This window comes from Hymenobacter sp. B1770 (genome assembly GCF_049896385.1).
GTDB lineage: Bacteria > Bacteroidota > Bacteroidia > Cytophagales > Hymenobacteraceae > Hymenobacter.
On the sequence record NZ_JAFCUF010000002.1, the window covers coordinates 551,156 to 574,168 of the forward strand.

The 23,013-nt window shown below is 58.0% G+C and carries 16 protein-coding genes; 5 read left to right on the plus strand and 11 right to left on the minus strand.

Annotated elements, in window-relative coordinates; all coding sequences use genetic code 11:
• Positions 1-23: 23 nt before the first annotated feature.
• Positions 24-362, minus strand: coding sequence for a hypothetical protein (locus ACP7AJ_RS06275; protein ID WP_426059339.1), 339 nt, complete (start codon positions 360-362; stop codon positions 24-26).
• Positions 355-618, minus strand: coding sequence for a hypothetical protein (locus ACP7AJ_RS06280; RefSeq protein ID WP_426059340.1), 264 nt, complete (start codon positions 616-618; stop codon positions 355-357). The genes ACP7AJ_RS06275 and ACP7AJ_RS06280 overlap by 8 nt, the downstream gene beginning before the upstream one ends.
• A gap of 179 nt (positions 619-797) precedes the next feature.
• On the opposite strand from ACP7AJ_RS06280, the gene ACP7AJ_RS06285 reads away from it, so the two are divergent.
• Positions 798-1,610, plus strand: coding sequence for a hypothetical protein (locus tag ACP7AJ_RS06285; RefSeq protein WP_426059341.1), 813 nt, complete (start codon positions 798-800; stop codon positions 1,608-1,610).
• Between the two features lie 142 nt (positions 1,611-1,752).
• On the opposite strand, the gene ACP7AJ_RS06290 is transcribed toward ACP7AJ_RS06285, so the two are convergent.
• Positions 1,753-3,129, minus strand: coding sequence for a M23 family metallopeptidase (locus ACP7AJ_RS06290; RefSeq protein ID WP_426059342.1), 1,377 nt, complete (start codon positions 3,127-3,129; stop codon positions 1,753-1,755).
• Positions 3,130-3,274: 145 nt separating this feature from the next.
• On the opposite strand from ACP7AJ_RS06290, the gene ACP7AJ_RS06295 reads away from it, so the two are divergent.
• Together ACP7AJ_RS06295 and ACP7AJ_RS06300 are read left to right on the plus strand one after the other, a co-directional pair.
• Entirely contained in the window at positions 3,275-4,126 is an 852-nt protein-coding gene (locus ACP7AJ_RS06295) for a hydroxymethylglutaryl-CoA lyase (RefSeq protein ID WP_426059343.1), read from the plus strand.
• Complete coding sequence (locus tag ACP7AJ_RS06300) at positions 4,113-4,898, plus strand: (Fe-S)-binding protein (protein ID WP_426059344.1); 786 nt, start codon at positions 4,113-4,115, stop codon at positions 4,896-4,898. The genes ACP7AJ_RS06295 and ACP7AJ_RS06300 overlap by 14 nt, the downstream gene beginning before the upstream one ends.
• Before the next feature lie 126 nt (positions 4,899-5,024).
• On the opposite strand, the gene ACP7AJ_RS06305 is transcribed toward ACP7AJ_RS06300, so the two are convergent.
• Both ACP7AJ_RS06305 and dapA read right to left on the minus strand, forming a co-directional pair.
• Positions 5,025-6,896 carry a right-handed parallel beta-helix repeat-containing protein gene (locus tag ACP7AJ_RS06305; protein WP_426059345.1) on the minus strand — a complete coding sequence of 624 codons (1,872 nt, stop codon included), beginning with the start codon at positions 6,894-6,896 and terminating at the stop codon, positions 5,025-5,027.
• 737 nt (positions 6,897-7,633) lie between these two features.
• On the minus strand, positions 7,634-8,518 hold the full coding sequence (gene dapA / locus ACP7AJ_RS06310; protein ID WP_426059346.1) for a 4-hydroxy-tetrahydrodipicolinate synthase: 885 nt from the start codon (positions 8,516-8,518) through the stop codon (positions 7,634-7,636).
• 131 nt (positions 8,519-8,649) lie between these two features.
• On the opposite strand from dapA, the gene ACP7AJ_RS06315 reads away from it, so the two are divergent.
• Positions 8,650-9,576, plus strand: coding sequence for a polysaccharide deacetylase family protein (locus ACP7AJ_RS06315; protein ID WP_426059347.1), 927 nt, complete (start codon positions 8,650-8,652; stop codon positions 9,574-9,576).
• 108 nt (positions 9,577-9,684) lie between these two features.
• Here the strand turns inward: ACP7AJ_RS06315 and ACP7AJ_RS06320 are convergent, their stop codons facing one another.
• Positions 9,685-9,888 carry a hypothetical protein gene (locus tag ACP7AJ_RS06320; RefSeq protein ID WP_426059348.1) on the minus strand — a complete coding sequence of 68 codons (204 nt, stop codon included), beginning with the start codon at positions 9,886-9,888 and terminating at the stop codon, positions 9,685-9,687.
• A 338-nt stretch (positions 9,889-10,226) separates the two neighbouring features.
• Here ACP7AJ_RS06320 and ACP7AJ_RS06325 point away from each other — a divergent pair, with 338 nt between their 5' ends.
• Positions 10,227-12,401 carry a bifunctional alpha,alpha-trehalose-phosphate synthase (UDP-forming)/trehalose-phosphatase gene (locus ACP7AJ_RS06325; RefSeq protein WP_426059349.1) on the plus strand — a complete coding sequence of 725 codons (2,175 nt, stop codon included), beginning with the start codon at positions 10,227-10,229 and terminating at the stop codon, positions 12,399-12,401.
• Positions 12,402-12,438: 37 nt separating this feature from the next.
• Here ACP7AJ_RS06325 and ACP7AJ_RS06330 read toward each other — a convergent pair whose 3' ends face one another.
• From ACP7AJ_RS06330 to ACP7AJ_RS06350, 5 genes are all read right to left on the minus strand, one after another.
• Positions 12,439-14,169: a serine hydrolase domain-containing protein gene (locus ACP7AJ_RS06330; protein ID WP_426059350.1), complete on the minus strand. Its 1,731-nt coding sequence runs from the start codon at positions 14,167-14,169 to the stop codon at positions 12,439-12,441.
• Positions 14,170-14,755: 586 nt separating this feature from the next.
• On the minus strand, positions 14,756-16,573 hold the full coding sequence (locus ACP7AJ_RS06335) for a glycoside hydrolase family 15 protein (RefSeq protein ID WP_426059351.1): 1,818 nt from the start codon (positions 16,571-16,573) through the stop codon (positions 14,756-14,758).
• 432 nt (positions 16,574-17,005) lie between these two features.
• Positions 17,006-17,500: a hypothetical protein gene (locus ACP7AJ_RS06340; RefSeq protein WP_426059352.1), complete on the minus strand. Its 495-nt coding sequence runs from the start codon at positions 17,498-17,500 to the stop codon at positions 17,006-17,008.
• Between the two features lie 202 nt (positions 17,501-17,702).
• Positions 17,703-19,805: a hypothetical protein gene (locus ACP7AJ_RS06345; RefSeq protein WP_426059353.1), complete on the minus strand. Its 2,103-nt coding sequence runs from the start codon at positions 19,803-19,805 to the stop codon at positions 17,703-17,705.
• Positions 19,806-20,191: 386 nt separating this feature from the next.
• Positions 20,192-22,585 carry a glycosyltransferase gene (locus ACP7AJ_RS06350; RefSeq protein ID WP_426059354.1) on the minus strand — a complete coding sequence of 798 codons (2,394 nt, stop codon included), beginning with the start codon at positions 22,583-22,585 and terminating at the stop codon, positions 20,192-20,194.
• Positions 22,586-23,013 lie beyond the last annotated feature (428 nt).

Genomic DNA, 23,013 nt, shown 5'->3' on the forward strand with positions numbered 1-23,013 from the left:
GCCCTGGTTTACCCGTGAAAATGCTACCGAAAAAACGAGCCTATTTTGCCAAGCACAGCATTAAGCGTGATTTTGGGGGTTCGTTGCACCCCAAAGGTCACGTAGGTTTTGCCGGCCACACGCAAATCGAGCACCCAGCCCAGCTGCCGGGCCAGGTCATTGATTTGCTGCATGGGGTCGGGCCCGGTAGGCTTGGGGGTCTTGGGCGCGCCCGGCGGCTTGGGCGGGCCCGCCGTGAGCTGGTCGAGCACTTGCTGGCTGGGAATGTTCAGGATGAGGTAGGTGCCCGCAGCGGCCAGCTGCAAAGCATGGCCGTTCCAGGTGATGACCAGCTGGGCCTCTATTTCGAGGCTACTAGGCACCGGCTTCGGGAGGGCTAGGCGGCAGCTGGTGAATGGGCTGCGGGGCTGCCCCCCCACCGGGCTGCTGCTCGCCGCGGGTGCGGATGCGGAGCGAGCCGTTTAGTTTCCAGGTAGCAGCTGGGGCGTGGGGATTTTGTGGGTTGGGCACCTGCAGCTCCATTTGTTCGAAGGCGCAGCTAAGCTCAACACCGCCCGAAAGCTTGCCGAGCAGCGAGGCGGCCATGTCGGCCCAGTTAGAAGAGGAAGAATCAGCCATGGTTGCTGTTAGGTATAGAAGAAAGAGGTTCTGGGCAAGGCAAGCGAACTTGCTCCCGGTTGGCCGCAAAGTACGACCTTGCCCCTGCTAACGCAATGAAACGGCTTGGGTTGCCGGATATGGTGGCTGAACGGCCCGTCTTGTACCTTGCTGCTTCTTGTCTTTTTTGCCCCTTAGCCATGCGCGTCTCCTTCTCCTTTCCGGTTTTTGTGGCGGCTGTCATAAGCTTGGGTAGCCAGTGCGGTCGCGCTCAGTCTCTGCCCGACTCGGCGCGGCTGCCACGCCCGGCGGCTGTTTCTCAGCTCGTTTTTGAGAAGACTACCCACTGCGCTCAGCCCTTTGGCATGCGCGAGGGGCAATATTTTGAATATCAATTGCTAGACGGCCGGGGCAAGCCTGCTGGCACCTGGCGCTATCGGGTCGTAAAAATCAGCCAGGACTCTGTGGCTGTTAAGAAGAAAAAGCCCGTGGCCACCACAACGGTTTTCTTGAAAAGCGGCCTTTACGACCTTTCCAACCGGGTGCTGGCCCAGCAAGACCTCACCCACTTTTGCCGTAATGACACCACCTTCACCGATGGTTTGGGCTGCATCAACTACGAAAGCCTTAAATCTTTTCGGGGCCGCCGCCTGGCTTATCAGGGCACCCCTTTGGCCTGGCCCAGTCAGCCCACCGCCGGCACTAGCTTGGCCGATGGGGGCGTTACCATTCAGGTAAGCAGTCCGTCGGTAGCCATTGCCAAGGTGCGCACGGTGGTGCGGCAACGCAAAATCCTGCCTGGCACCTCTCTTATCACGGTGCCCGCTGGCACGTTCAGCTGCTACACTGTAGAGAGCCAGCAGGAAGCCTCAACGGCTCCCCGCGCCGACCTGGTCCTGAAAAGCAGCGGGCGCGAGGTGACTTACTACGACCCGGCTGTGGGCATTGTCAAGACCGAACTCTACGACAAGAACCGGAAACTGGTGCAAACCCGGGTGCTGACAAAACATTAGCTTCTGGTTCTGGCCCCTACCTAGCCATTGTTCCGCTTGGCCCACCGAGAACGGGCGGACCGGAGCAACGACACGCTATTTCTTATAGTGCGGGGACGCGAACTAAAAGTTCGCGCTACTTTCTATCAACCTTTAACCCGCTTCAGATAATAGCCCAGCCGGTTTCGCCTTCCGGGCCCCGCAGCAGACTAAAGCCCTCGGCCTGCCCGAGCACCACCACTGCCGTCTGCGCATTTAGAGCACCACCAGCTGGTGCAGAGGCGGCCGGCAGTGTGCGCAGCTCGGTGGCCGCAGGCAGCACAAGGCGGCGTAGCGGAGTGCCCGAAGCAGCCACCACGGCCTGCGTGGTTACGTAGCCAATCTGGCCGCTGGGGGTTTGCACCCGCAATGACGAGCCTTGCTGCCCCACCACCAGCAGCGGCATTTGTTTGGTAAGCCGAGCACCCGAATTTGTGAACTTCCCTTTTTCGAAGCTGGGCACTGGCCGCAGCAGCGCATCGGCGCGCAGCCGAACAAACTCACCCCGGTGGTCGGGACCGGCGGGGGGTGCGCTAGCCACTGCCGGACGGCGCACAAAAGGAAATGGGTCGACTGCCCCCTGGCCGCTGCGGTAAATGCCAAAGTGCAGGTGGGGCACCGTGTTTCGCGCATTGCCTGTGTTGCCAACCAGCCCCAGCGTGTCGCCGGCCCGCACGCGCTGGCCCGGTGTCACCAACTGCTTGTCTAGATGCGCATAGTAAATATGGTTGCCGCGTAAGCCGTCGGCCAGCCACACCACCCGGCCGCCAATGGGTGTTTCGCCGGTGCGGGTAATGAGTCCCGAAGTGGCTGCGACCACCGGCGTACCGCGCGAGGCAAAAATATCTATACCCTCATGCCGACGGGCTCCGGCGTCGCGCGCTGCTCCCCAGTAGCTTCCCACCGCGGCATCGTTGCGGCCCAGCACGGGAAAGACACTCAGACTAGGCTCCCGATTGACCCGCAACGTGTAGCGGCCCGTGGCCAGCAGCTCGGGTTGCACCCGGAGCAGGTGCTGCCCATCGGATTCGGCTTGGTAGCGGAAGTCCAACACCAGGGTATCGGCGCTGGCCAGGGGGGCCGGTGTGCGGCCGGGTACTACTTCAAACGCATCGAGGAAAACCCGCACGGCTGACCCCGAGCCCAACGAGAGGCTAACGTGCACCTGCTCGCCGGCACGCACGGCATAGCGGTAGCTGGACGCGCTGGGCCGCTCGGGCCGGAAATAGCCGGTTTCGGCAAAGGGCAAGGTCACCACCAGCGAATCGCGCAGTGCTTGTTCGGCCGCCTGCAGCCAGGCCCGGCCTGCGGGGCCCCGGTCGAGGCCGGCCTGCTGCAGCTGCCGGGCATACGCCTGGTGGGGAGTCGACTTTTGAAAAAGCGCCTTGAAGCTTTGCTGCTTGCTACAGCCGCTCAGCACCAGCACTGCCCCGAGCAGAAAAGGCCACGAATATCCTGAGAGCGGCCGCTTCACCAGCCGCTGAAAAACAGCATTCATCATATAAAGCATGGCTGTTTAACAGTGAACAAGCGCAGCGGGTTCGCGAGTTCTTTAAACACGAGCCGGGCGCGCGTGAGCCTGCTCGTGTGCGCCAGGGCTAGGCTGCTACCTTTATGGCCCAGTTCTTATTCCTCTTCCAACCGCCATGAAGCTCATCGAATGCCCCCGCGACGCCATGCAGGGCTTGCCCGATTTCATTCCGACTGCTACCAAAACCAATTACCTCAACGCACTGCTGCAGGTCGGCTTCGATACCCTTGACTTCGGCTCCTTTGTTTCACCCAAAGCCATTCCGCAGCTGCGCGATACCGCCGAAGTGCTGGCGGGCCTTGACCGGAGCAGCTCTTCAACCAAGCTGCTGGCCATCGTGGCCAACCTGCGCGGCGCCGAAACGGCCCTTCAATACCCCGAAATCAGCTACCTGGGTTTCCCGCTGTCACTATCGGCCACTTTTCAGCGGCGCAACACCAACCAGTCCACCGCCGAAGCCCTGGCTGACGTGGCCGCCATGCACGAGCAGTGCGAGCGCAGGGGCAAAACCCTGGTCACTTACCTATCAATGGGGTTCGGCAACCCCTACGGCGATGCCTGGAGCCCGGAAATAGTTACGGACTTTACCCAGCAGCTGGCAGAGCTGGGGGTTCGTATTGTTGCGCTTTCGGATACCATTGGGGCTTCTTCGGCCGCAACCATCACCCCGTTGTTCTCTGCCCTGATTCCGGCATTCCCCGCCATTGAGTTCGGGGCTCACCTGCACACCACTCCCACCACCTGGCGCGAAAAAGTTGCGGCGGCCTACGAAGGCGGCTGTCGCCGCTTCGATGGCGCCATTGGGGGCATCGGTGGCTGCCCCATGGCAGCCGATGAGCTCACGGGCAATATGGCTACGGAAAACCTGCTCACCTTCATGGCCGAGCAGGGCGTTGACGCGGGGCTCGATATGGCGGCTTTCGCCCGGGCACAGACCGCAGCAGCCGGGGTTTTTGCTTTCCACTAACGCCAGCGCCATGCCTGCCACCGTCGATATCTTCATACCCTGCTTTGTCGACCAGCTCTATCCTGCCACGGCCATGAACATGGTGAAGGTGTTGGAGCGGGTTGGCGTGCAAGTGAACTACAACCCCAACCAAACGTGCTGCGGCCAGCCGGCCTACAACGCCGGCTACCATCCGCAAAGCCGCGCCGTGGCCGATAAATTCCTGCTTGACTTTGCGGCTCCTCCTGCCGTCGTTACTGCCCAAAATACCCTTCCCCGCTACATCGTCAGCCCCTCGGCTTCGTGCGTGGGCATGGTGCGCAACAGCTACACCGAGCTATTTATGGGCACCCTAGAGCACAGCGCCTGCCAAAAGGTGCAGGCCCGTACCTACGAGCTGACCGAGTTTCTGGTTGATGTGCTGGGCATAACAGCCATCCCCGGGGCTCGGCTGGCGGGCAAATACACCTACCACGACTCTTGCTCAGCTCTGCGCGAGTGCGGCATTCGGGCGGCGCCGCGCCAGCTGCTCGATGGCGTGGCCGGGCTCGAACGCCTGGAAATGGCCGAGACGACTACCTGCTGCGGCTTTGGCGGCACCTTTGCGGTGAAGTTTGAAGCCATCTCGGTGGCCATGGCGCAGCAAAAAGTAGAGCACGCCCTCGACACGGGCGCCGACTACCTCGTGAGTACCGACGTGAGCTGCCTAATGCATCTGGAGGCCTACATCAAAAAGGAAAAGCTGCCGCTCAAGTGCCTGCACATTGCCGACGTGCTGGCCAGCGGCTGGTAAGCACTCAGGCATAAAAAGAACGTCATGCTGCGCGCAGCATGACGTTCTTTTTACTTTCTAAGGAGCACTTGTATTGTCTGTTTTAGCCGCTGCATTGGCACCGAACAACTACCCAGCGACAACCAATTAGTTAGCCACCACCAGGCGGGTGCTCTGGGCTCCGCTGCGCACAATGTAGATACCCGCCTGGAGCCCGGCAATGGGCAAAGCGGCCGTGCCATCGGCGCCTACTGCCACCGTTGCTATCTGCTGTCCACGTACGTCGAGCACCTGTAAGCTGGCGCTGCTGGCACCTTTCACAATTACCGCGGCGCCGGCCACTGCCGGGTTGGGCATTACCTGCAGGGAAGTAGCTACCGTACCAGCCGCCCAGTTGCCCGATAAGGTGACCACTGGCGAGTAGGTGATTTTGTCATCCATATCGACCTGGCGTAGGCGGTAATACACCGTGTTGGTGGCGTAGCGCGCCACGTTCTGGTCGCTGTATTTGTAGGTCTGGAGGCGCGCGCTATTGCCATGGCCGGGTACTAGGTTTAGGGCAGTGAAGGTCTGGCCATCGCGGCTGCTCTCAACTGCGAAGTAAGCGTTGTCCTTCTCCGTGGCGGTGCTCCAGCGCAACAGCGCGGCAGTGCCCTGCTGTTCGGCCGTGAAGCTCGCCAGGGTTACGGGCAGCGGAGCAATCCCGACCGTTTCGAGGGCGCCAATGTTGCCGATAGAAGCCGTTTGGGGCGTGGGGTTGCCGGCAAAGTCCCGGGGGCCATGGCTCACGTTGAACTCAGCCTGCAGGTTGAGACCGGCGCCCCGGGCGGGCGAGGATGGCGCGGGCAAGTAGGTCGACGTGGTGCTTTGCAACTCGGGGTCGGCGTGGAGGCCGGTGGCGCGGCCATTGGCCAGCTTCTCTTGGCCGGTGGCGGTCCGCCAGCTGGCGAGGTCGGCAAATGTGGTGCCGTTCCATTGCAGAGCCAGCTGGCTCGACTCGCTCCAGTAAAGGTTGCCTTCCATGCGCACTCCACTTGAAGCGTGATTTGTGATGATAGGCAGGCCAGTGCTTGTTTTCAGCAGATTGTTGCGAAGAGAAATCCCACTGATACCGTCGCTAAGAATGCTTACTGCCCGCGGATACGACCCGTTAGCGGGGCGGCTCAGCACAACCGTGTTGTTATGGATGCTGGCCCGCTGAATCCCCCCGTTGGAACCCGTCGACCAGATGGCGATGGCGCCCTGGTGGTCGCGGCGAGCGTCGTTTTCGCTCACGTTGTAGCGAACAATCAGGTCCGTCATGGGCGGCGCGCCGGGGTATTGAGCCAGCAAGTAGCCGGGGCCGCCGTTGTCGTGCGAGTAGTTATACTGCATCACCGAGTTGGTGCAGCCCCCGTCCAAGTCAAACCCGCCGCCGTCGATGGCCGTGCCGGAGCTGTTGTGGTGCGACTCGCACTTTTGAATCACCAGGTTGTTGCAGCACCAGCCCCAGATGCCCACGGGGCCGCCGGCCGTGCTGGCGTTCAGCCAGCCATTGTTGTAGGCTTCGCAGTTCTCGATGAGAGCGCCGTCGATGCCGCCCAGCACAATGCCGCTGCCCGTGTGCTTGTTGGGCATGTCGGCACGGCCCGAGTTTTCATAAGCTTTGCAGTTTCCCACGTACCAGTCGTGGTGGGCCGCCAGGTCTTGCGAAACCGAGGTCAAGCCGTTTTCACCGTTGGCAAAAACCCGGCAGTTGGTAATGCGAACATCGGTGTACCCGCTTTTGCCCTTCCAACTACTGATAGTGATGCCGGTATTGCGGTAGCCACTCACGTTCAAGCTGTCGAGGCGCAGATGCCTCAGGTTGGTATTTTGGGTATCGAGGAAGAAAATAACGCCGGAAGTAGTATTGACGAGGCGGCCGCTGCCCACAAAGTTGAGGCGACGAAGTTCGATGCCGGCGTTGTTTTCGGCATAGAAACCAAAAGCTGTTCCGCTCGAAATGGTAGCCCGGCCGGTTCCGTACGAGCTTACCACGAGCGGTTGCGTGGGCGTACCAAAACTCGCTGCCTGCAAGTAGATGCTCCCGTTAAAAGTCTGGCCTGCTTCAAATAATATCTTATCGCATGGCCGAAACGTTGCAGAGTTTACCCGGGAAATCGAGCGCCACGCTGTTGCGATTGAAGTACCAGCATTGGTGTCGTTTCCACGCGCGCTGATGTAATAAGTTGCGGCGGCAGAAGGAAAAACGAGCGCAAATACAAAAAGTGAGAAAAGTATAATTTTAGTCATAATCTAACTCTTGTGTAAATTCAATACACAAAGCTACATCACGCCTATTGAATTAAAATATCAACATTTCAGCAGCTTTTTTATAATAATTCAAGACTTTCAACTTCTTAAAGTGTAAAGTTGAATTTTCACTAGGCAAACTTATAGAATTGCATCCTTTCATAATAAGTGCAAAAACAAAACACCTTTTCGTTCCCTCATAAGCGGTGATTTATAAATGGTGATTGAATATATTACAAATATTAAATACTTAATAATACGCAACATCTACTTGTTTAACAATGGGTTACAGTCCCAAACTCTTCAAATCCACTGAGCATTTGATGCCCTACCAGTTTAGCTCACTGAAATGGCCTTACGCTACGGCTTGCTAGAGCCAACAGAAAAGCCCCGGCGGGCTGACCCACTATGTAGGCCAGCCCGCCGGGGCTTTTCTGTTGGCACGCTCCAGGCGTGTGCCTTGCTTGGGTTGCGGGCAGTGCCTAAAGCACTTTTCCGATGCGCGCCTTGAGCCCGGGCGTGGCCTCGAGCAACGGCAAGCGCACGGCACTGCCGCACACCCCCAGGGCTTCGAGCGCTGCTTTTACGCCCACCGGGTTGGCTTCCTCATACATGAGGGGGTTCAGCGGCAGTAAATAAAACAGCTCGCGGCGGGCGGCGGGAAAGTCGCCGGCCAGCGCCGCGCGGGTCATGGTGCTAAACTGCTGCGGGAAGGCATTGGCCAGTACCGAGATAATACCCTGGGCACCGCAGGCAATGAGAGCGGGGGTGAGCATGTCGTCGCCGGAAAGCAGCAGAAAATCGGCGGGCTTGCCCGCAGCGATGACCATGCATTGCTCCATGTTGCCGCTGGCTTCCTTGATACCAATAATGTTGGGGTGCTGGGCCAGGCGCAGGGTGGTCTCGGCGGTGATGTTGGAGGCGGTACGGCCGGGCACGTTGTATAGTATTACGGGCACGGGGCTGGCATCGGCCAGGCGCTGGTAGTGGGCCACGAGGCCGGCTTGCGTGGGCTTGCTGTAGGCGGGGCTGGCCGAGAGCACGGCCGCAATGCCGGTGAGGTCGGTGGTGCGAAACAGGTTTTCGGCAGCGGCCGTGTCGTTACTGCCAATGCCATATACCAGGGGCACCCGGCCGTCCACTTGCTCCTTGGCCACGCGCAGCAGCTCCGCTTTTTCGTCGGCCGTGGTGGTGGGCGACTCGCCGGTGGTGCCGTTCACCACGAGGTATTCCACGCCGCCTTCAATACAAAAGTTTAACAGGCGACGCCACCCGGGATAGTCCACCGCAAAATCGGGGGTGAAGGGAGTGACCAGGGCCACGCCCGTACCATGAAAAGCAGGAAGACGGGTACCAGAGTTGTTCATGCAAAAGGATGGGGTTAGTTTTGTACAAAGGTAGGGGCGCGTCGCACGCGCTCGGCGCATTGCCCACGCTACACTCTTTCAAATTAATAGCTGCCCCGCCCGGCGGACGCGTGCGACGCGGCCCAATCCCCATGAAATTCACTTCTGCTTCCCTCCTTTTGGTGGCCCTTGCTGTGGCTGCCTGCGATTCAAAAACAGCCACCACCGGCGAGGCCGCCGTTAGCTCTGCCACTGTTGAAGCCATTGCCGGCGCCGACCCCGCCGAGGCCGGCACTTCGGGCACCCGCGCCACTGCTCTCGACGAGGCCAACGCCACGCCTGCTCCCGACCCCAGCACCATTCCGGTAGCCAACACTCGCAACGCGGCCGCCATTCTGGCCCGTCCGCAGGTACCCATTTTGTGCTACCATCAAATCCGCGACTGGACGGCCAAAGACTCAAAAGGTGCTAAGGACTACATCATCCCGGTAGCGCAGTTCAAGGCCCAGATGAAGATGCTGGCCGACTCTGGTTACCACACCGTGCTGCCCGACCAGCTCTACGCCTACCTCACTACGGGTGCCCCGCTGCCGAGCAAGCCCATCATGCTCACCTTCGACGACACCGACCTCGACCAGTTTACTGTGGCGCGCCCTACACTGGAGCAGTACGGCTACAAGGCGGTGTACTTTGTGATGACCGTGAGCATAGGCCGCCCCCGCTACATGACCAAAGCCCACATCAAACAGCTTTCCGACGAGGGCAATGTCATTGGCTCGCACACATGGGACCACCACAACGTGAAGAAGTATCAGGGCCAGGACTGGGTGACTCAAATCGAGAAACCTACCAAAACGCTGGAAGACATCACGGGCAAAAAAATCAAATACTTCGCCTACCCCTTCGGCCTCTGGAACCCGGAAGCTTTCCCGGAGCTAAAATCCCGTGGGTTTGTGGCAGCGTTCAGCCTGGCCGAGAAGCGCGACCAAAACGACCCGCTGTTTACTATTCGGCGCATCATCGCCAGCGGCTACTGGACTCCGAAGACGCTCCGCAATAACATTGTGCAGTCGTTTTAACATTAGATTAGCCAAACAGATTTCTTAAGCGAGCATGAAAAAAGGCTCCGTCCCGCTGGGACGGAGCCTTTTTTCATGCTCGCTTTGAAAGGGCCTGCTTCTTTCTGCTTAGCGTTTTTCCCATCGCTGGGCAAACTCCTGCTTGCTACAATACATCCAACCCCTGGAAACCGGGTTAACGATAACCACCTCGGCGGGGCGCTCGTCGTCGGCGGCCGTCATGCCCAGTTCAAGCTCATACTCCTGACCGTGCCGGAATCCGGCATAGCCGTCCATGCCGCGAAATGTGTACTTCTTCTTCTGAAATTCCATGGAACAAAGGTAGGGGTACCTGACGAGCCAGTGCCCACTTTCTTACCGAATGTGGGCAATTTGAGGGCTCCCGCTAATGCCCACTTAGAAGACGGAGTCCTGCCAATAGTTACATTACGAAGTGTTTGTTATTAGCAGGATGAGCAGCCGGGCTCCTCCTTACCCGACGCGTGTAGCCACACAACATCTCAGGCCCTCAAAGATAAATCCGTTGGCCCCTGGGCCGTGTGCGGGTGGCCAGGACACAGGCCGCAGAGAATGAAGCTGCTAGCGCATAAATTCGGCTAAATGCCGTTCTCTGCCGTAAGCCTAATGATTAACCATCTGCCCAGTGCACTATGCCAAGAACCGTAATCGTTTCCAACCGCCTGCCCATAAAAGTCCAACGCACCGAAGACAACCTCACTTTTCAGCCCAGCGAAGGCGGACTGGCTACGGGGTTGGGGTCCATCTACCGGGCCGAAGGCAATGTGTGGGTGGGCTGGCCGGGGCTGTACGTGCAGGACGAATCGGAGGAAGAATACGTGCGGGCGCAATTGGCTGAAGACAGCATGGCGCCGGTATTCCTGACCGAGTCCGAAATAAAGGAGTACTACGAAGGCTTCAGTAACGGCACCCTCTGGCCCACTTTCCACTATTTCGCCCAGCTGGCCGTGTACGACGATGCCCTTTGGCGCGCTTATGTGGCTGTGAATGAGAAATTCTGCAAGGCCGTGCTGGCCCAGACTGGCCCCGACGACACCATCTGGGTGCACGACTATCAGCTGCTGTTGCTGCCTGAAATGCTGCGCAAGGCGCGTCCTAACGCCACCATTGGCTTCTTCCTGCACATTCCGTTTCCTTCCTATGAGCTGATTCGGGTGCTGCCCTGGCGCGATGAGTTGCTGCGCGGCATGCTCGGGGCCGACCTCATCGGCTTCCACACGTTTGGCTACATGCGCCATTTTCTCAGTGCGGTATCGCAGCTGCTGGGCTTGGCCAACCACAACGGCCAGATTGAGACGCCCACCCGCACAGTGCTGGTCGACGCTTTTCCCATGGGCATCGACCACGCCCGCTACGCCGAAGTGGCGGCATCGGCCGCTGCTCAGGCCCACGTGCGCGAGTACCGCGAGGCCCTGCGCGAGGTGCGCGTAATTCTTTCCATCGACCGGCTCGACTACACCAAGGGCATTGCCCAGCGCCTGCGCGCCTTCGAGCTGCTGCTGCAGCGCTACCCGGAGTGGCGCTCGCAAGTGAGCCTCCTGATGGTGGTCGTGCCCTCGCGCGACCAAGTAGCGCAGTATGCGTCGCTGAAAGAGGAAATTGATGAGCTGGTGGGCCGCATCAATGCGCAATACCGCACTATCAGCTGGAACCCGGTGCACTACTTCTACCGCTCTTTTCCGCTCGATGAGTTGGCCGCCTTCTACAGCATGGCTGAAGTAGCGATGGTGACGCCTATGCGCGACGGTATGAATCTGGTGGCCAAGGAATTTGTGGCCAGCAAGGCCGACCAGCGCGGCGTGCTCATCCTCAGCGAGCGGGCCGGGGCGGCCCGCGAGCTCTCTGACGCCCTCATCATCAACCCCACCGACACCGGCCAGTTGGCCGAAGCCCTGCACGAGGCCCTGGTAATGCCCGAAGAAGAGCAGGTAACTCGCATGGCCAACATGCAGGCCTTGGTGCGCCAATACGATATTTTCGCCTGGACGAAGCTGTTTATGGACCGGCTGGCTTACTCCAAAACCCAACAGCTTTCGCTGGCAACTTCCATCCTATCTCCTGTGGTTGCGAAAAAGCTGGAGGAGGACTACCTGCAAGCCGAGCGCCGCCTGCTCCTATTCGACTACGATGGCACACTGGCTCCCTTTCACAGCAACCCCCAACGCGCCCAGCCCGACGAGGAGTTGCGCCTGCTGCTGCGGGCCCTCAGCGACAATCCCCAAAACAGGGTGGTCATCATCAGCGGCCGCGACCGCGACACGCTGGAAAAGTGGCTGGGCCACCTGCCCATAGACTTCATTGCTGAACACGGCGTCTGGCTGCGGTCGGCGGGCGACGAATGGAGCTTGTTTCAGGAGTTGCGGGCCGACTGGAAACGCGACATCCGGCCGGTGCTGGACTTGTACGTGAGCCGAACTGCGGGCTCCTTCATCGAAGAGAAAGACTACTCGCTGGTGTGGCACTACCGCCGCGCCGATGCCGAGCTGGCCGCTGGCCGTGCCCGTGAGCTAACGAGCCACCTCACCTTTATGGCGTCCAACACCGACCTGCAGGTGCTGGAAGGCAATAAAGTGGTTGAAATTAAGAATGCCGGCATCAACAAGGGCACGGCGGCCGCGCGCTGGGTTAGCACCCATCAGCCCGACTTCATCCTGGCTCTCGGCGACGACCGCACCGACGAGGACACGTTTCGGGCCCTGCCCCCGGAGGCCTATACCGTGAAGGTGGGCAGCGCGCCCCGCTCCCTGGCCCGGTTTCACGTGGCTGGCACCACCGAGGTGCGCAACTTGCTGCGAAAGCTCCTGTAAAGAGTTGCGCCCGGCATTGGCGTCTGTCCAGGCGTGGCTATTGCCGGGCCAGGCGCGTGCTGCTTTCCCGGCCCGTGCGACGCACGTGCAGCACCGCGGGGCTGGGAAGCTGCTGGCGGGCTGGCATGTTGCGCACAGGCTTGGCGGCCTGAGGAAGTGCTTGCCTGGGCGGGCCGGCCACCTGCGAATTGCGCAGCGACCTATTGCCTCCCCCCGTGGTTTTCTGCACCGGGCTGCTGTAAACAGCGAGCTGCGGCGGCTGTTGGGCCAGCACCTTGGGCTGCAGCACCAAGGTGGCGTTGCCTTCCAGGGTGTACACGGGCCGGTTGTTGGTAGTTGAGTCCTGGCGGTATTCCACCACCCGGGCATAGTAGGTAGTATTCGGCTGGAGCGTGGGCAGCAGGGCCGCGCTGGCGGTGCTGTTGGCCACCACCATGGTTCCGTCGCTTAGCACTTTGCCTTCCGGGTACACCGCGCCATCTACGGGAAAGGCCGTGCTGCAGCCGCTGGCCTTAAGCAGCAGCAGGCGGTGGGTGCCGCTGCCATTGGCCCAGCTGAGGTGGGCGTGGGCCGAGTCGTTGGCACTTGCGTCGAGCTGGGAGGCATTCTGCTCGGGTGCAAAAAGATTGTGTTTGGGCCACTTGCGCGCGTTATCTACCCAGTTCCAGCCCAGGGCTTTGAGCTCGTGCCAAAACTGGGTAGTGTTGTTGTCGGTGTTCAGCAGAATAGCCCAGGTGTAGCCGCTGGCAGAGCGCATCACCAGCGTGGAAGTGCCGTCGAGCAGGCCGGTGTGCCACCAGTTGTGGCCGTCCACCATCCAGCCCTTGCTGTACCAGGGCGTAAGGGCCGAGGGGGTGGTCATGCTTTTCAACGTGGCCGGCGCCAGCAGTTCGGGTCGGGTGCCAGAGCCGTCGGCCGCGAGCATCAGCCGCACCAGGTCGCGTGCCGAGAACATCCAGCCGCCGTGAGCATTCATGGCTTCTACCTGAAACCCACCGTAAGCGGCAGGCACCTGCAGGCCGGTGTTGTAGCAGGAAACCATGCTGGAACGGCTGAGGTAGTCGCTTTCGCGCTCGCGCCGAGCCATGGGCAGGTTTTGGGCAAGGTGGGCTTCGAGCACCCCGCTGGGCTCTAGCACATGTTGGCGCACCCAGGTGCCGTAGAGTTGGTGGGTGACGGCTTCTACCACCTTGCCCAACACCAGGTAACCAATGTTTGAATATGCAAACCGGGTACCCGGGGCATAATTCAGCCCTTGCCGGAGCATGTACCGGATGATGGTGGAATCGCCCACGGGATTGGGCACGCGCATCACTTTCGCCACGTGGGTAGGAAAGTCGATGGGGTCGCAGCCGCCGTAGCCGTCGCAGCCAATGTCGCGGTCCCAGCCGCCGGTATGCTCCAGCAGTTGTTGCACCGTCACATCATGCAGGCGCAGGTCCTTAATCTCCTTGCTGTAAGCCGCGCTTTTGAGGTAGCCGGCCGGGCCAAATACTTTGTGGGAAAGGCCAAGCTTGCCTTGCTCCACCAGCTTCATAACGGCCAGCGCCGTCACGCTTTTCGAGATGCTGGCCACCCGCATCAGATGATAGGGCTGCAACGGCACGGTGCGGTCCACGTCGGCGTAGCCAAAGGCGCGGTCGTACACCAATTGCCCATCCTTCGATAGCGCTACCGAAGCCCCTAACACCTTCCAGCGCCGCATGAACTCCTGCATGGATTCATCGCAGTGTGCCAGCTCGGGCACCACAATACCTGTTTGGGCCATGCCATTAAAGCATAGCAGCCCCAGAAGAAAAGTGACGAATAATTTCACTTAGAATAAATCACAAGTCAAAACACCACTTGTCGCTATTAATTAGCTGAGCAGTCGACTAAGCAAATTTATTGCATTACCCTAAGTTAAACAAGTCTAACGTTTTTTCATTTTATATAATTATTCCTTTTTTAAAAGGAATGAACAATATATAAAAAAGGTTAATATTTAAGAATCTCAGGCAACTAAAGGCATGTTTTGAGTAAATACGACCCGTTGCTACTATGCCAGGCTTTTGGCTCTATCCTCGGCAACACTGTTAATCATTTTGTTTTAGAAATAATATTATTTCTCGTCAACCCAAGCAATTTTTAACCAGAAAGCTTCTCCTTAAAGTCTTCAGAAAAATGCTTTAATAATCTTCCGCGCTACCTGCAGTCCGGTGGGCTCTGAGCTTATTGTAGGTTTTCTTTACAGGAAGCAGCCTCACGTTTATGCGCAAAAAAGAACCCCATGCTTTCGGCAAGGGGCTCTTGATATGAAATGGATGGCGCCCTTGGTATGACTACTACCAACAGGAACGTACACTTGAAGCGGTTTACACAAACCCCGGCCTGTCCAGTTTCTTGGCAATGCGATAAGCGGCGTTCATTAGCCCAACGTGGCTGTAGGCCTGGGGAAAGTTGCCCCATTGCGAGCCGGTTTTGGCGTCTACGTCTTCGCTTAGCAAGCCGAGGTGGTTGGTGTAGCTGATGAGCTTCTCAAACTCCCGGATGGCGTCGTCGACGCGGCCTACCACGGCTAGGGCTTCCACGTACCAGAAAGAGCAGATAAGGAAGGTGGTTTCGGGCGTACCAAAGTCGTCGGCGTGGCGGTAGCGGTAGAACAGGCCCTCTTTGGTCTTTAGGTCTTTTTCCAGAGCTTCGAGGTGTCGGCGTGCCCGCTCAGAGTGCGGGTCGAGGTAGCCCATGAGGATGAGCTGCAAGGTGCTGGCATCAAGGTGCGGCGAGCCAATGGCGTTGGTGTAGGCACCCAGTTCCGGGCTGTAGCACCGTTCGATGCGGCGGGCTGCTTCTTCGTTCAGCTCGGTCGCGAGCGACTCCATCGCGGTATTGCCAAGGGCTCGGGCCACTTTGGCGGCAGCGTGGCTGCCGGCCCAGTGGAAAAGGTAGGTATAGCAGTGGTACTGCGCCAAGTTGCGGAATTCCCACAGGCCGGCATCGGGCATGTCCATGGTGGCCCGAATCAAGCCCAGCGCTTCGTACATGAGGGCTTCGGGATTGGTCCGTTCGGGGTCTACAAAGCGCTGGTCGACGTAGAGCGGCAGCAGGGCTACCAGCACCTGCCCGTACACGTCGTTTTGCACGTGGGTATAAGCATCGTTGCCAATGCGCACGGGCTGGTTGCCCATGTAGCCTTCCAAATCAAGCTCCTGCTCTACCAACTCCGAGGCGCCACTGATGCCGTAAAGGGGCTGGTACTTGCCTTTAATCTTCGACGAAATATTGGCGATGTAGTGAAAATACCGCTCCATTTCCTCGAAGTGACCGATGTTGTTGAACGCCGTGAGGATGTAATAGGTGTCGCGCATCCAGCAATAGCGGTAGTCCCAGTTGCGGGTGCTGCCGGGGGCCTCGGGCAGGCTGGTGGTACTGGCCGCAATAATGGCGCCCGTGTCTTCGTACTGGTGCACCTTAAGGGCCAACGCCGAGCGGATGACCTGCTCCTGGTGAAAGTTGCCAATGCTCATGTTTTTCACCCACTTGCGCCAGTACTCAATGGTGCTGCGCAGGAAACGCTCGGCGGTGCTCTCCAGCGGGGCTTCCAGCGGCGCGCCGTAGGTCAGCACAAGGTACTTGGGTTCGTTGAGGGCGAAGTCCTCCTCATCCAGTATATAAGTGAGCGGAATGTTGGTGGTGAGGCGAATCTCTTCTTCCAGCCCAAGGTAAGCAATGTGGTTGGAGCTGCGACGACGGCTCAGCTCCTTGCTGCCGTACTCGCCCACGGGGTCGCAGGTCACGCGCACGCGGGGGGCGCCTTCCAGCGGTTCCAGCTTGCGGATGAACATCAGGGGTTTGTAGTAGCGCTCGTATTGCGCAAAACGCGGAGCAAAGTCCGTCACCCGGTAGCGACCATCCTCGGTCGTAATTTCTGTGCAGAGCACGTTGGTATTCTCCAAGTAGTACTGCTCGGAACTGAAGCCAGCCCCGACAGCCGGCAGAATGCTGAATTCGCCCCCTTTGCGGGAGTCGAGCAGGCTGCCAAACACAAAGCTGCTGTCGAAGCGCGGCCAGCAGAGCCAAGCCACCGACGTGTCTTTTCGGATGAGGGCGAGGAAGGCACAGTTGCCCACCAAGCCCATCTCATAGATGTGTTTCGTGGGGGTGGGCGATATAAGCAAGGGTTCAGCAGTCATAGAATTCAAGTAAATACGCGTGTTGGGCTCGGCGATGCCGGCGGTCACTATCCAAAAAGACCCGGCAGCCACCTGCCGGGTCTTTATTGAAATACGCCGGAATGCGGCCGAGGTTACTGTTATGCTAGCTGAGGCAGCTATTCCAGGCTGCCCTAACGTGCCTGCCCTATTGATATTAGTTTACGCCCGCAGCCTTTAACCGGCTGTAGCCGCCTGGTTGGCAACAGCGCTAATGCCTTATGCCTGCATGAACTAGGCAGCGTGGTTGCTGCAGTTGGTGCTAGTGAAAGTCCCGTGAGCGAAAATTCAGATTTTAAGCACGCTCCATATACCTAGCGGCATTTTGTTCGGGCGTGCGCACATGCAGCAGGGTCTGAGGGTCGGCTATCAGGTCGGCGGCGGTGGCTATGTCCAGGGCGGGCTACAGCGAGTTCACCTTCGGTCAGATTTGATGGTAGTGCCTTTGGCGGCCGGGTCTTGAACAATTGTTGAAACTTGATGCACTACCACCACAAAAGGGTAATCGCCCTTCATCTGGCTATAGATAGTAGCTTCATAATCCGGCCCTTTGAACCGGACTGCCTCGCAACCGGCACAGGTTACGGGCTGGGCTTCCAGCTTTTGGCTCTTGAGTTCGCTGCGCAGCTGACGCACGCAGGAAGCCTGCGTAGTTTTAAGCACTACATCCTGGCCAGGTCGCTGAGGCCGCACTGTGAGCCGGGAAGGGGCGAGCCTCCCTCCTACTGGCAGAGCTGAAGTCCAGTAGGCCTCCAGCGAACCGGCTGCTGGCGCATTAAACATCCACTCCGGCAGGTGTTGGGTTACCACTTGCGGTGTTGAGACGGCAGTAGCTTCGGCCCCAATGACCAACAGCTCCGACAAACCCAAACACTGGGCCTGCACCGTCAGCGGGAATGCAGCACGCATTAAAAAGAAAGAAAATAGTATTGTTATTCGCATGAGTGGGAAAAATAGAGGAACAATATCAGCATTTAAGTCGGTACACAAAAATGCAGCCGATAATATCCCTGAACTTCACCTAAAAAATAAAATATTTCTCAGTCAGCTCCATAACGCATGGGGCCGTATTTGGCAGAACGGAAGGCAGTGTCTGCTTCGGATTTAACCCCTAATTCGTCAGGGTTAGGCGGGTGCGTTGCAGACCACACCGAACCAGGTAGACCCCAGGCGAAAGGCCTTCTGCCGGTAGCCCGGCTACCCCATCGGCTGCTACCAGTACACTGGCAAGCAGACGGCCACGAGCATCGAAAAGCTGAACCTGAGTGGCTGGTTCGCCTTGCACGCGCACTAGGCTGCCGGGCTGGGCCGGATTGGGCCACACCTGCAGGCGAGCCTCTTTAGCCGCCACCTGCCGGCCCAAAAACGCCCGCACGGGCGAGTAGGTGCTTTTGCCATCGGTGTCGACCTGACGCAGGCGGTAGTAGACCGTGCTGGTCGCATAGCGCGCCACGTTCTGGTCGGAGTACTGGTAATGCTGAGCCCGGGAGCTATTACCTTGTCCAGCTACCTGGTGCAGGGTCGTAAAATCCTGACCGTTGGGGCTGCTCTCGACCACAAAATAAGCATTGTCTTTTTCGGTAGCAGTAGTCCAGCGTAGTAAAGCACTGCTGCCATCTTGCTCGGCGGTGAAGGCCGTGAGCGCTACGGGCAGCGGCGCAGCGGAGGTCAGAGGGCCTTCAAAGGCGCCGATGTTGCCGCGGGCGGGGGCCTGAACAGTGGGGTTGCCGATGAAGTCGCGCGGGCCGGGGCTGATGCTGAATTCTGCCTGTAGGCTGAGGCCGGCGGCCTTGACCGGCGAAGTAGACAGGGGCGCAGCGGTGGCAGAGCGGGCGAGTTGGGGGTCGGCGTTGAGACCGGTAGCACTGCCATTGGCAAGCTGCTCTTGGCCAGTAGCGACGCGCCAGGCCTGCAAATCGGGATAGGCCGCCCCGTTCCATTCCAGTACCAAGGGCGCATCGGCGCTCCAATAGCAGTTCCCTTCCAGGCGCAGGCCCGCCGCCGAAAGCGTGGTGAGAACGGGCAAGCCGCCGCTGGTTTGCAGCACGTTGTTGCGCAACGTGATGTCGGAAATTCCGTCGCTCATAATGTACACCGCCTTGGGCCGCGTGCCATTGGCGGGCGGGCTCAAAAGCACCGTGTTGTTATAGAAGCTGGCCCGCGCAATGCCGCCGTTGGCTCCCGACGACCACACGGCTAGGGCCCCTTGATTATGGCCACGAGCATCGTTTTCGCTGATGTTGTAGCGCACAGTTAGGTCGTGCATCGGAGCTGCGTCGGGAAACTGCGCTAGCAAGTACCCTGCGCCCTGGTTGTCGTGCGAGTAATTATACTGCATCACCGAGTTGGTGCAGCCCCCATCCAAGTCGAACCCGCCGCCGTCGATGCCAGTGCCCGACTGGTTATGATGAGACTCGCAGAGTTGAATCACGAGGTTGTTGCAGGCCCAGCCCCAGATGCCCACGGGGCCGCCCGACGTATTGCCGTTGAGCCAACCGTTGTTATAAGCCTTGCAGCGCTCGATGATGACGCCGTCGATACCGGCCAGCACTATGCCGTTGCCAGTGTGCGTATTGGTGATGTTGGCACGACCGGAATTGTCATAGGCCTCACAATTGCCCACATACCAGTTGTGATGGGCTTGCCCTTGCAACGGGAAAAACTGATACGAGCTTAGCCCTGCTTCGCCATTGGCGTGAAAGTGGCAGTTGGTGATGCGCACGTCGGTGTAGCCGCTGGTACCTTTCCAGCTGCCCACCAAAGCGCCAGACTTTTGGTAGCCACTAACGTCCAGGCTGTCCAGACGGAGGTGCTGCAAGTGGGTATTGGCTTGGTCGAGGTAGAACGTAACTCCTGAGGTGGTATTCGTCGTTCGGCCAGAACCGACAAACGCCAGCCGACGCAGCTCGATGCCGGCCGAGTTGTGAGCATGAAACCCGAACGAATTGCCGCTCGCAATAGTAGCATGACCGACTCCATACGAACTAAAAATGATGGGGTGCGTGGGCGTTCCCTGAGTTGTTGCAGTGAGTGAAATACCCCCAGTAAACGTCTGCCCTCCTTCAAAAAGAATCTTATCGCCGGCCTGAAATGCCGTAGCATTGACTTTGGCAATAGTGCGCCAAGCCGTTGCCACAGAAGTACCAGCCTGCATGTCACTACCGCTAGGACTGATATAAAATGTTGACGCCAGCAAGGGACGAACAGTAATCACAGCAATAAGCAATAAGAGTATAATTTTTAATTTCATGTAGCATCATTAAAAAGTGACGCCACAAAACTAATTCATTTGCTCATTATTAAAATATCAACATTTGGCAAGTCTTTTTATAATTAAACAAGAACTTTTGAGGCTAAATATTCAATTTCAGAATAAATTTTATCACTAACTAAAATTGCATTACTTATGAATAAGTCCAAAAACAACGGAAGACTTAATCTATATAATGGAGCATGCTTAACCAAACAACCTGTGTATTAGCAATAGCAATGTGAAGGGCCCCTGCCTACTAAGCAATAGGCAAGAGAACCTCCCCTCAACCATCGGTTCCTAAAACCAGGCTTGAGGTAAGACACCACTTGACGAAAGGAATCAGTTCGCTATCCTTTTGGATTATTACGATTGCCTTGCTCTCCCGTGGCCAACTGTGCACCTTTGGAAATCAGGGAATTCCTCTTCAGGTTATTGTCCGGAGAATCGCACTGCAAAGAAGCAGCGTTTGCAGGTGCGTAGCTGTCATAAACCACTGCCCTGATTTCGGGGTATTGAGAAGCTACACGGCGTGCCAGCACGTTTGCGGCGGGTGCATTGGCGGGCAGCGTGGCCAGCAGCATCACTGGCTTCCGATGCAACTCAAACTGCTGCGCGGCCTGGAACCGCATGCGCGGGTACTCATCACTGTTCTCCCCTACCGGGTGGTCGGCCACCATCCAGTCGAAGTAAGCTCCACCGGGGCAATAATCAGCCACTGCCTCCGGATTTGGGGGCGTCCAGAGCCACACTACATTGTGCACGTTCTCCGCCGCAAACCCCTTAATCATATCCCGCCAGGCTCGACGGTACTCGACCGGTGATTTCGCCGAAAAGAGGGGCCGCAGCATGATTGGCCGAGCAACCCCTTGCTTGAACTGCCGGGCTATGGATTGCCACTGCCCCACGCTGTAGGCCTGTGCCGAGATGGGCCAGGTAAGCAAAGGCACTTCAGTTGGCTGTAGCTGACGCAAGGCGTCTGGAGGACTGTGCAGTAGGCTGCTGGCATCCACAACGAAGGGCTTTATGTCGTTGCCCTTATAAGTTGATAAAGAAGCCCCCATGCCAGCGCTGCCAGCTGCATTCGGCGCCAAGGCCAGCCCGGTGTGCACAGCCATGCCGCCAGTCTTGGCCCAGGTTATGTGGGGCACCGGCTTTACGACCCCCATCAGCATAAGAAACTGAAAAAGGGCCACTATGCCCCCAACTCCCATAGCTAAACCAACGGTGGATTGCCGCAGTCCCCAGCCCACAGTCCGGGTTATTTCTACATATTGACGATTTACCCAAAGCACCAAGGGGCGGTAAGGCCAGGAAGCCATGTCGCGCACGAAGTTGCGCAGGGCTTCGTGCTGCCCCATAGCAACGGAAATTAATAAAATCGCCGCCAGCAGGAGCGACAAAGTCACCATCAGGTGAGTATAGATGGTAAGGGACTGCATGCGCCCTACCTTGCATGCGCCTAGCAGCAGCACGACGGCCAGTAGGTTAGGCAGCGTGACGCGCCATTCGTTAGGCAGCCGGCCCTCGTCTTTAGGTGTAGGGATATACGGTACCCGCACACGGAACAGAGCATAAACAAATCCTAATGCGTACACCCACCACGTGCCCACCCGCAGAAAGCCTCCTACCAAGTGAAGGCCGCGCTCGTGGGGCTCGCGCAGCCATTGCTGCGCGTAGCACCGAATGAGCAAGCTGATGCCCCATAGCGGTAGCATGTGGAGGGCAAATTCCTGCAAGGGCACGTACCACGGAAACTTGGCCAGAAGCAGTGACGCAATGGGCACTGCGATGTCGATGAGCGTGACAACGCCCGAAAAGAAATACAGAGGCAGCGTGAGATAGTGCAAGCGCTGCGGCCACGTAAAGCGGCCCCACAGCTTAGGATATACCCGCAGCAGCAGGTCGAAAGCACCCCTCGCCCACTTCAACTGCTGGGCATAGAACGCGCCCATGGAAGCTGGCACCAGCCCACGACTGAGCACCTTGGGCACATACACCGACTTCCATCCCTCGGCGTGCAGACGCATGGCCGTGTGCATGTCCTCAGTCAGTCCGGCCGCGTGGCCTCCAATCGAGTCGAGCGCCGCCCGGCGAAAGGTGCAGTTGGCGCCAATGGTTTGCACCGTACCATAGCCATTCATGCCCATCATTAAGGGGCCGTAAAAATGGTACGTCTGCTCGGCGGCCCCTTGGGCTACAAGGCTTTCCTGCTGGTTGCCATAAGCCTGCACCACTTGCACAAACCCGATTTTCTCATCTTCGAAAAAGGGAATTACCTGGTCCAGAAAGTCGGGAGCCAGCACGTGGTCGGGGTCGAGCACCACGCAAAATTCCCCAGTGGCCTGCCGAAGGGCGTTATTGATATTACCAGCTTTGGCATTTGTCTTCTCTTGACGGGTGACGTGGATTATTCCCAGCCGCTCGCACTCTCGCCGCAGAAATGGGTCATCGCCTTCGTCGCATAGGTAGCTGGTGTGCGGATAATTCAGCGCTTGCATGGACTCCAGCGTGCGCACAATCATATCATGTGGTTCGCCGGGGCAGGCGGTAGTGAGCACATCTACCGTATGCAGGGAACGGCGGGCCCGGGTAGGTGCCACGGGCTCCTGCACGTGCACGTAGTGTGCCCATTCGTGCAGCATGCGCAGCATCTTAAATCCAAGCGAAACAGCCAGCAGCCAAAATAAAGGCGCATATCCAATGTGCTCGGGGTTAATGAACCATATTAGAAAATACAGCATGGCCGCTAGCCCTAAGCCTACCAGCACACGCATGGACCGTACGCCCGCCGCCAACTTAAAATCTACCGAATAAGAGCTTGCCTTGTTAGTTAGTAAATCAACCAACTGGGGATTTGCACGCTTTTTCTCTTTTATAGGCAGATTGCTATCCTTATAGATAAGCATAATTAAATTAATCTCCGAAAATCTATCATCTTTCTAACGACCTTCGCTCGTAAACGTTCCGTATACTGATTTTTTGTTTAGTCATTATCCTTTCCGGGCCCTTGCCGAAAATCAAGAACAACGTTTCTTCATCTTCCCCAATTATAGATTTACGTCTTTAATATCTATCATTTACCAAATAATTATAAAATGCTGATTACAATAAAAACGATGAGCGCTTAAAATGATAATAATCAGAAGTTCCAAGGCCTTGCGAGTCTTAT

What these genes read in the sequence shown, in the direction of transcription:
- ACP7AJ_RS06340 (WP_426059352.1), bottom strand. Translation starts at nt 17,500, where the DNA reads ATGCGTGCTGCATTCCCGCTGACGGTGCAGGCCCAGTGTTTGGGTTTG.
- ACP7AJ_RS06320 (WP_426059348.1), bottom strand. Translation starts at nt 9,888, where the DNA reads ATGGAATTTCAGAAGAAGAAGTACACATTTCGCGGCATGGACGGCTAT.
- dapA (WP_426059346.1), bottom strand. Translation starts at nt 8,518, where the DNA reads ATGAACAACTCTGGTACCCGTCTTCCTGCTTTTCATGGTACGGGCGTG.
- ACP7AJ_RS06325 (WP_426059349.1), top strand. Translation starts at nt 10,227, where the DNA reads ATGCCAAGAACCGTAATCGTTTCCAACCGCCTGCCCATAAAAGTCCAA.
- ACP7AJ_RS06285 (WP_426059341.1), top strand. Translation starts at nt 798, where the DNA reads ATGCGCGTCTCCTTCTCCTTTCCGGTTTTTGTGGCGGCTGTCATAAGC.
- ACP7AJ_RS06315 (WP_426059347.1), top strand. Translation starts at nt 8,650, where the DNA reads ATGAAATTCACTTCTGCTTCCCTCCTTTTGGTGGCCCTTGCTGTGGCT.
- ACP7AJ_RS06330 (WP_426059350.1), bottom strand. Translation starts at nt 14,169, where the DNA reads ATGGCCCAAACAGGTATTGTGGTGCCCGAGCTGGCACACTGCGATGAA.
- ACP7AJ_RS06280 (WP_426059340.1), bottom strand. Translation starts at nt 618, where the DNA reads ATGGCTGATTCTTCCTCTTCTAACTGGGCCGACATGGCCGCCTCGCTG.
- ACP7AJ_RS06335 (WP_426059351.1), bottom strand. Translation starts at nt 16,573, where the DNA reads ATGACTGCTGAACCCTTGCTTATATCGCCCACCCCCACGAAACACATC.
- ACP7AJ_RS06295 (WP_426059343.1), top strand. Translation starts at nt 3,275, where the DNA reads ATGAAGCTCATCGAATGCCCCCGCGACGCCATGCAGGGCTTGCCCGAT.
- ACP7AJ_RS06350 (WP_426059354.1), bottom strand. Translation starts at nt 22,585, where the DNA reads ATGCTGTATTTTCTAATATGGTTCATTAACCCCGAGCACATTGGATAT.
- ACP7AJ_RS06290 (WP_426059342.1), bottom strand. Translation starts at nt 3,129, where the DNA reads ATGATGAATGCTGTTTTTCAGCGGCTGGTGAAGCGGCCGCTCTCAGGA.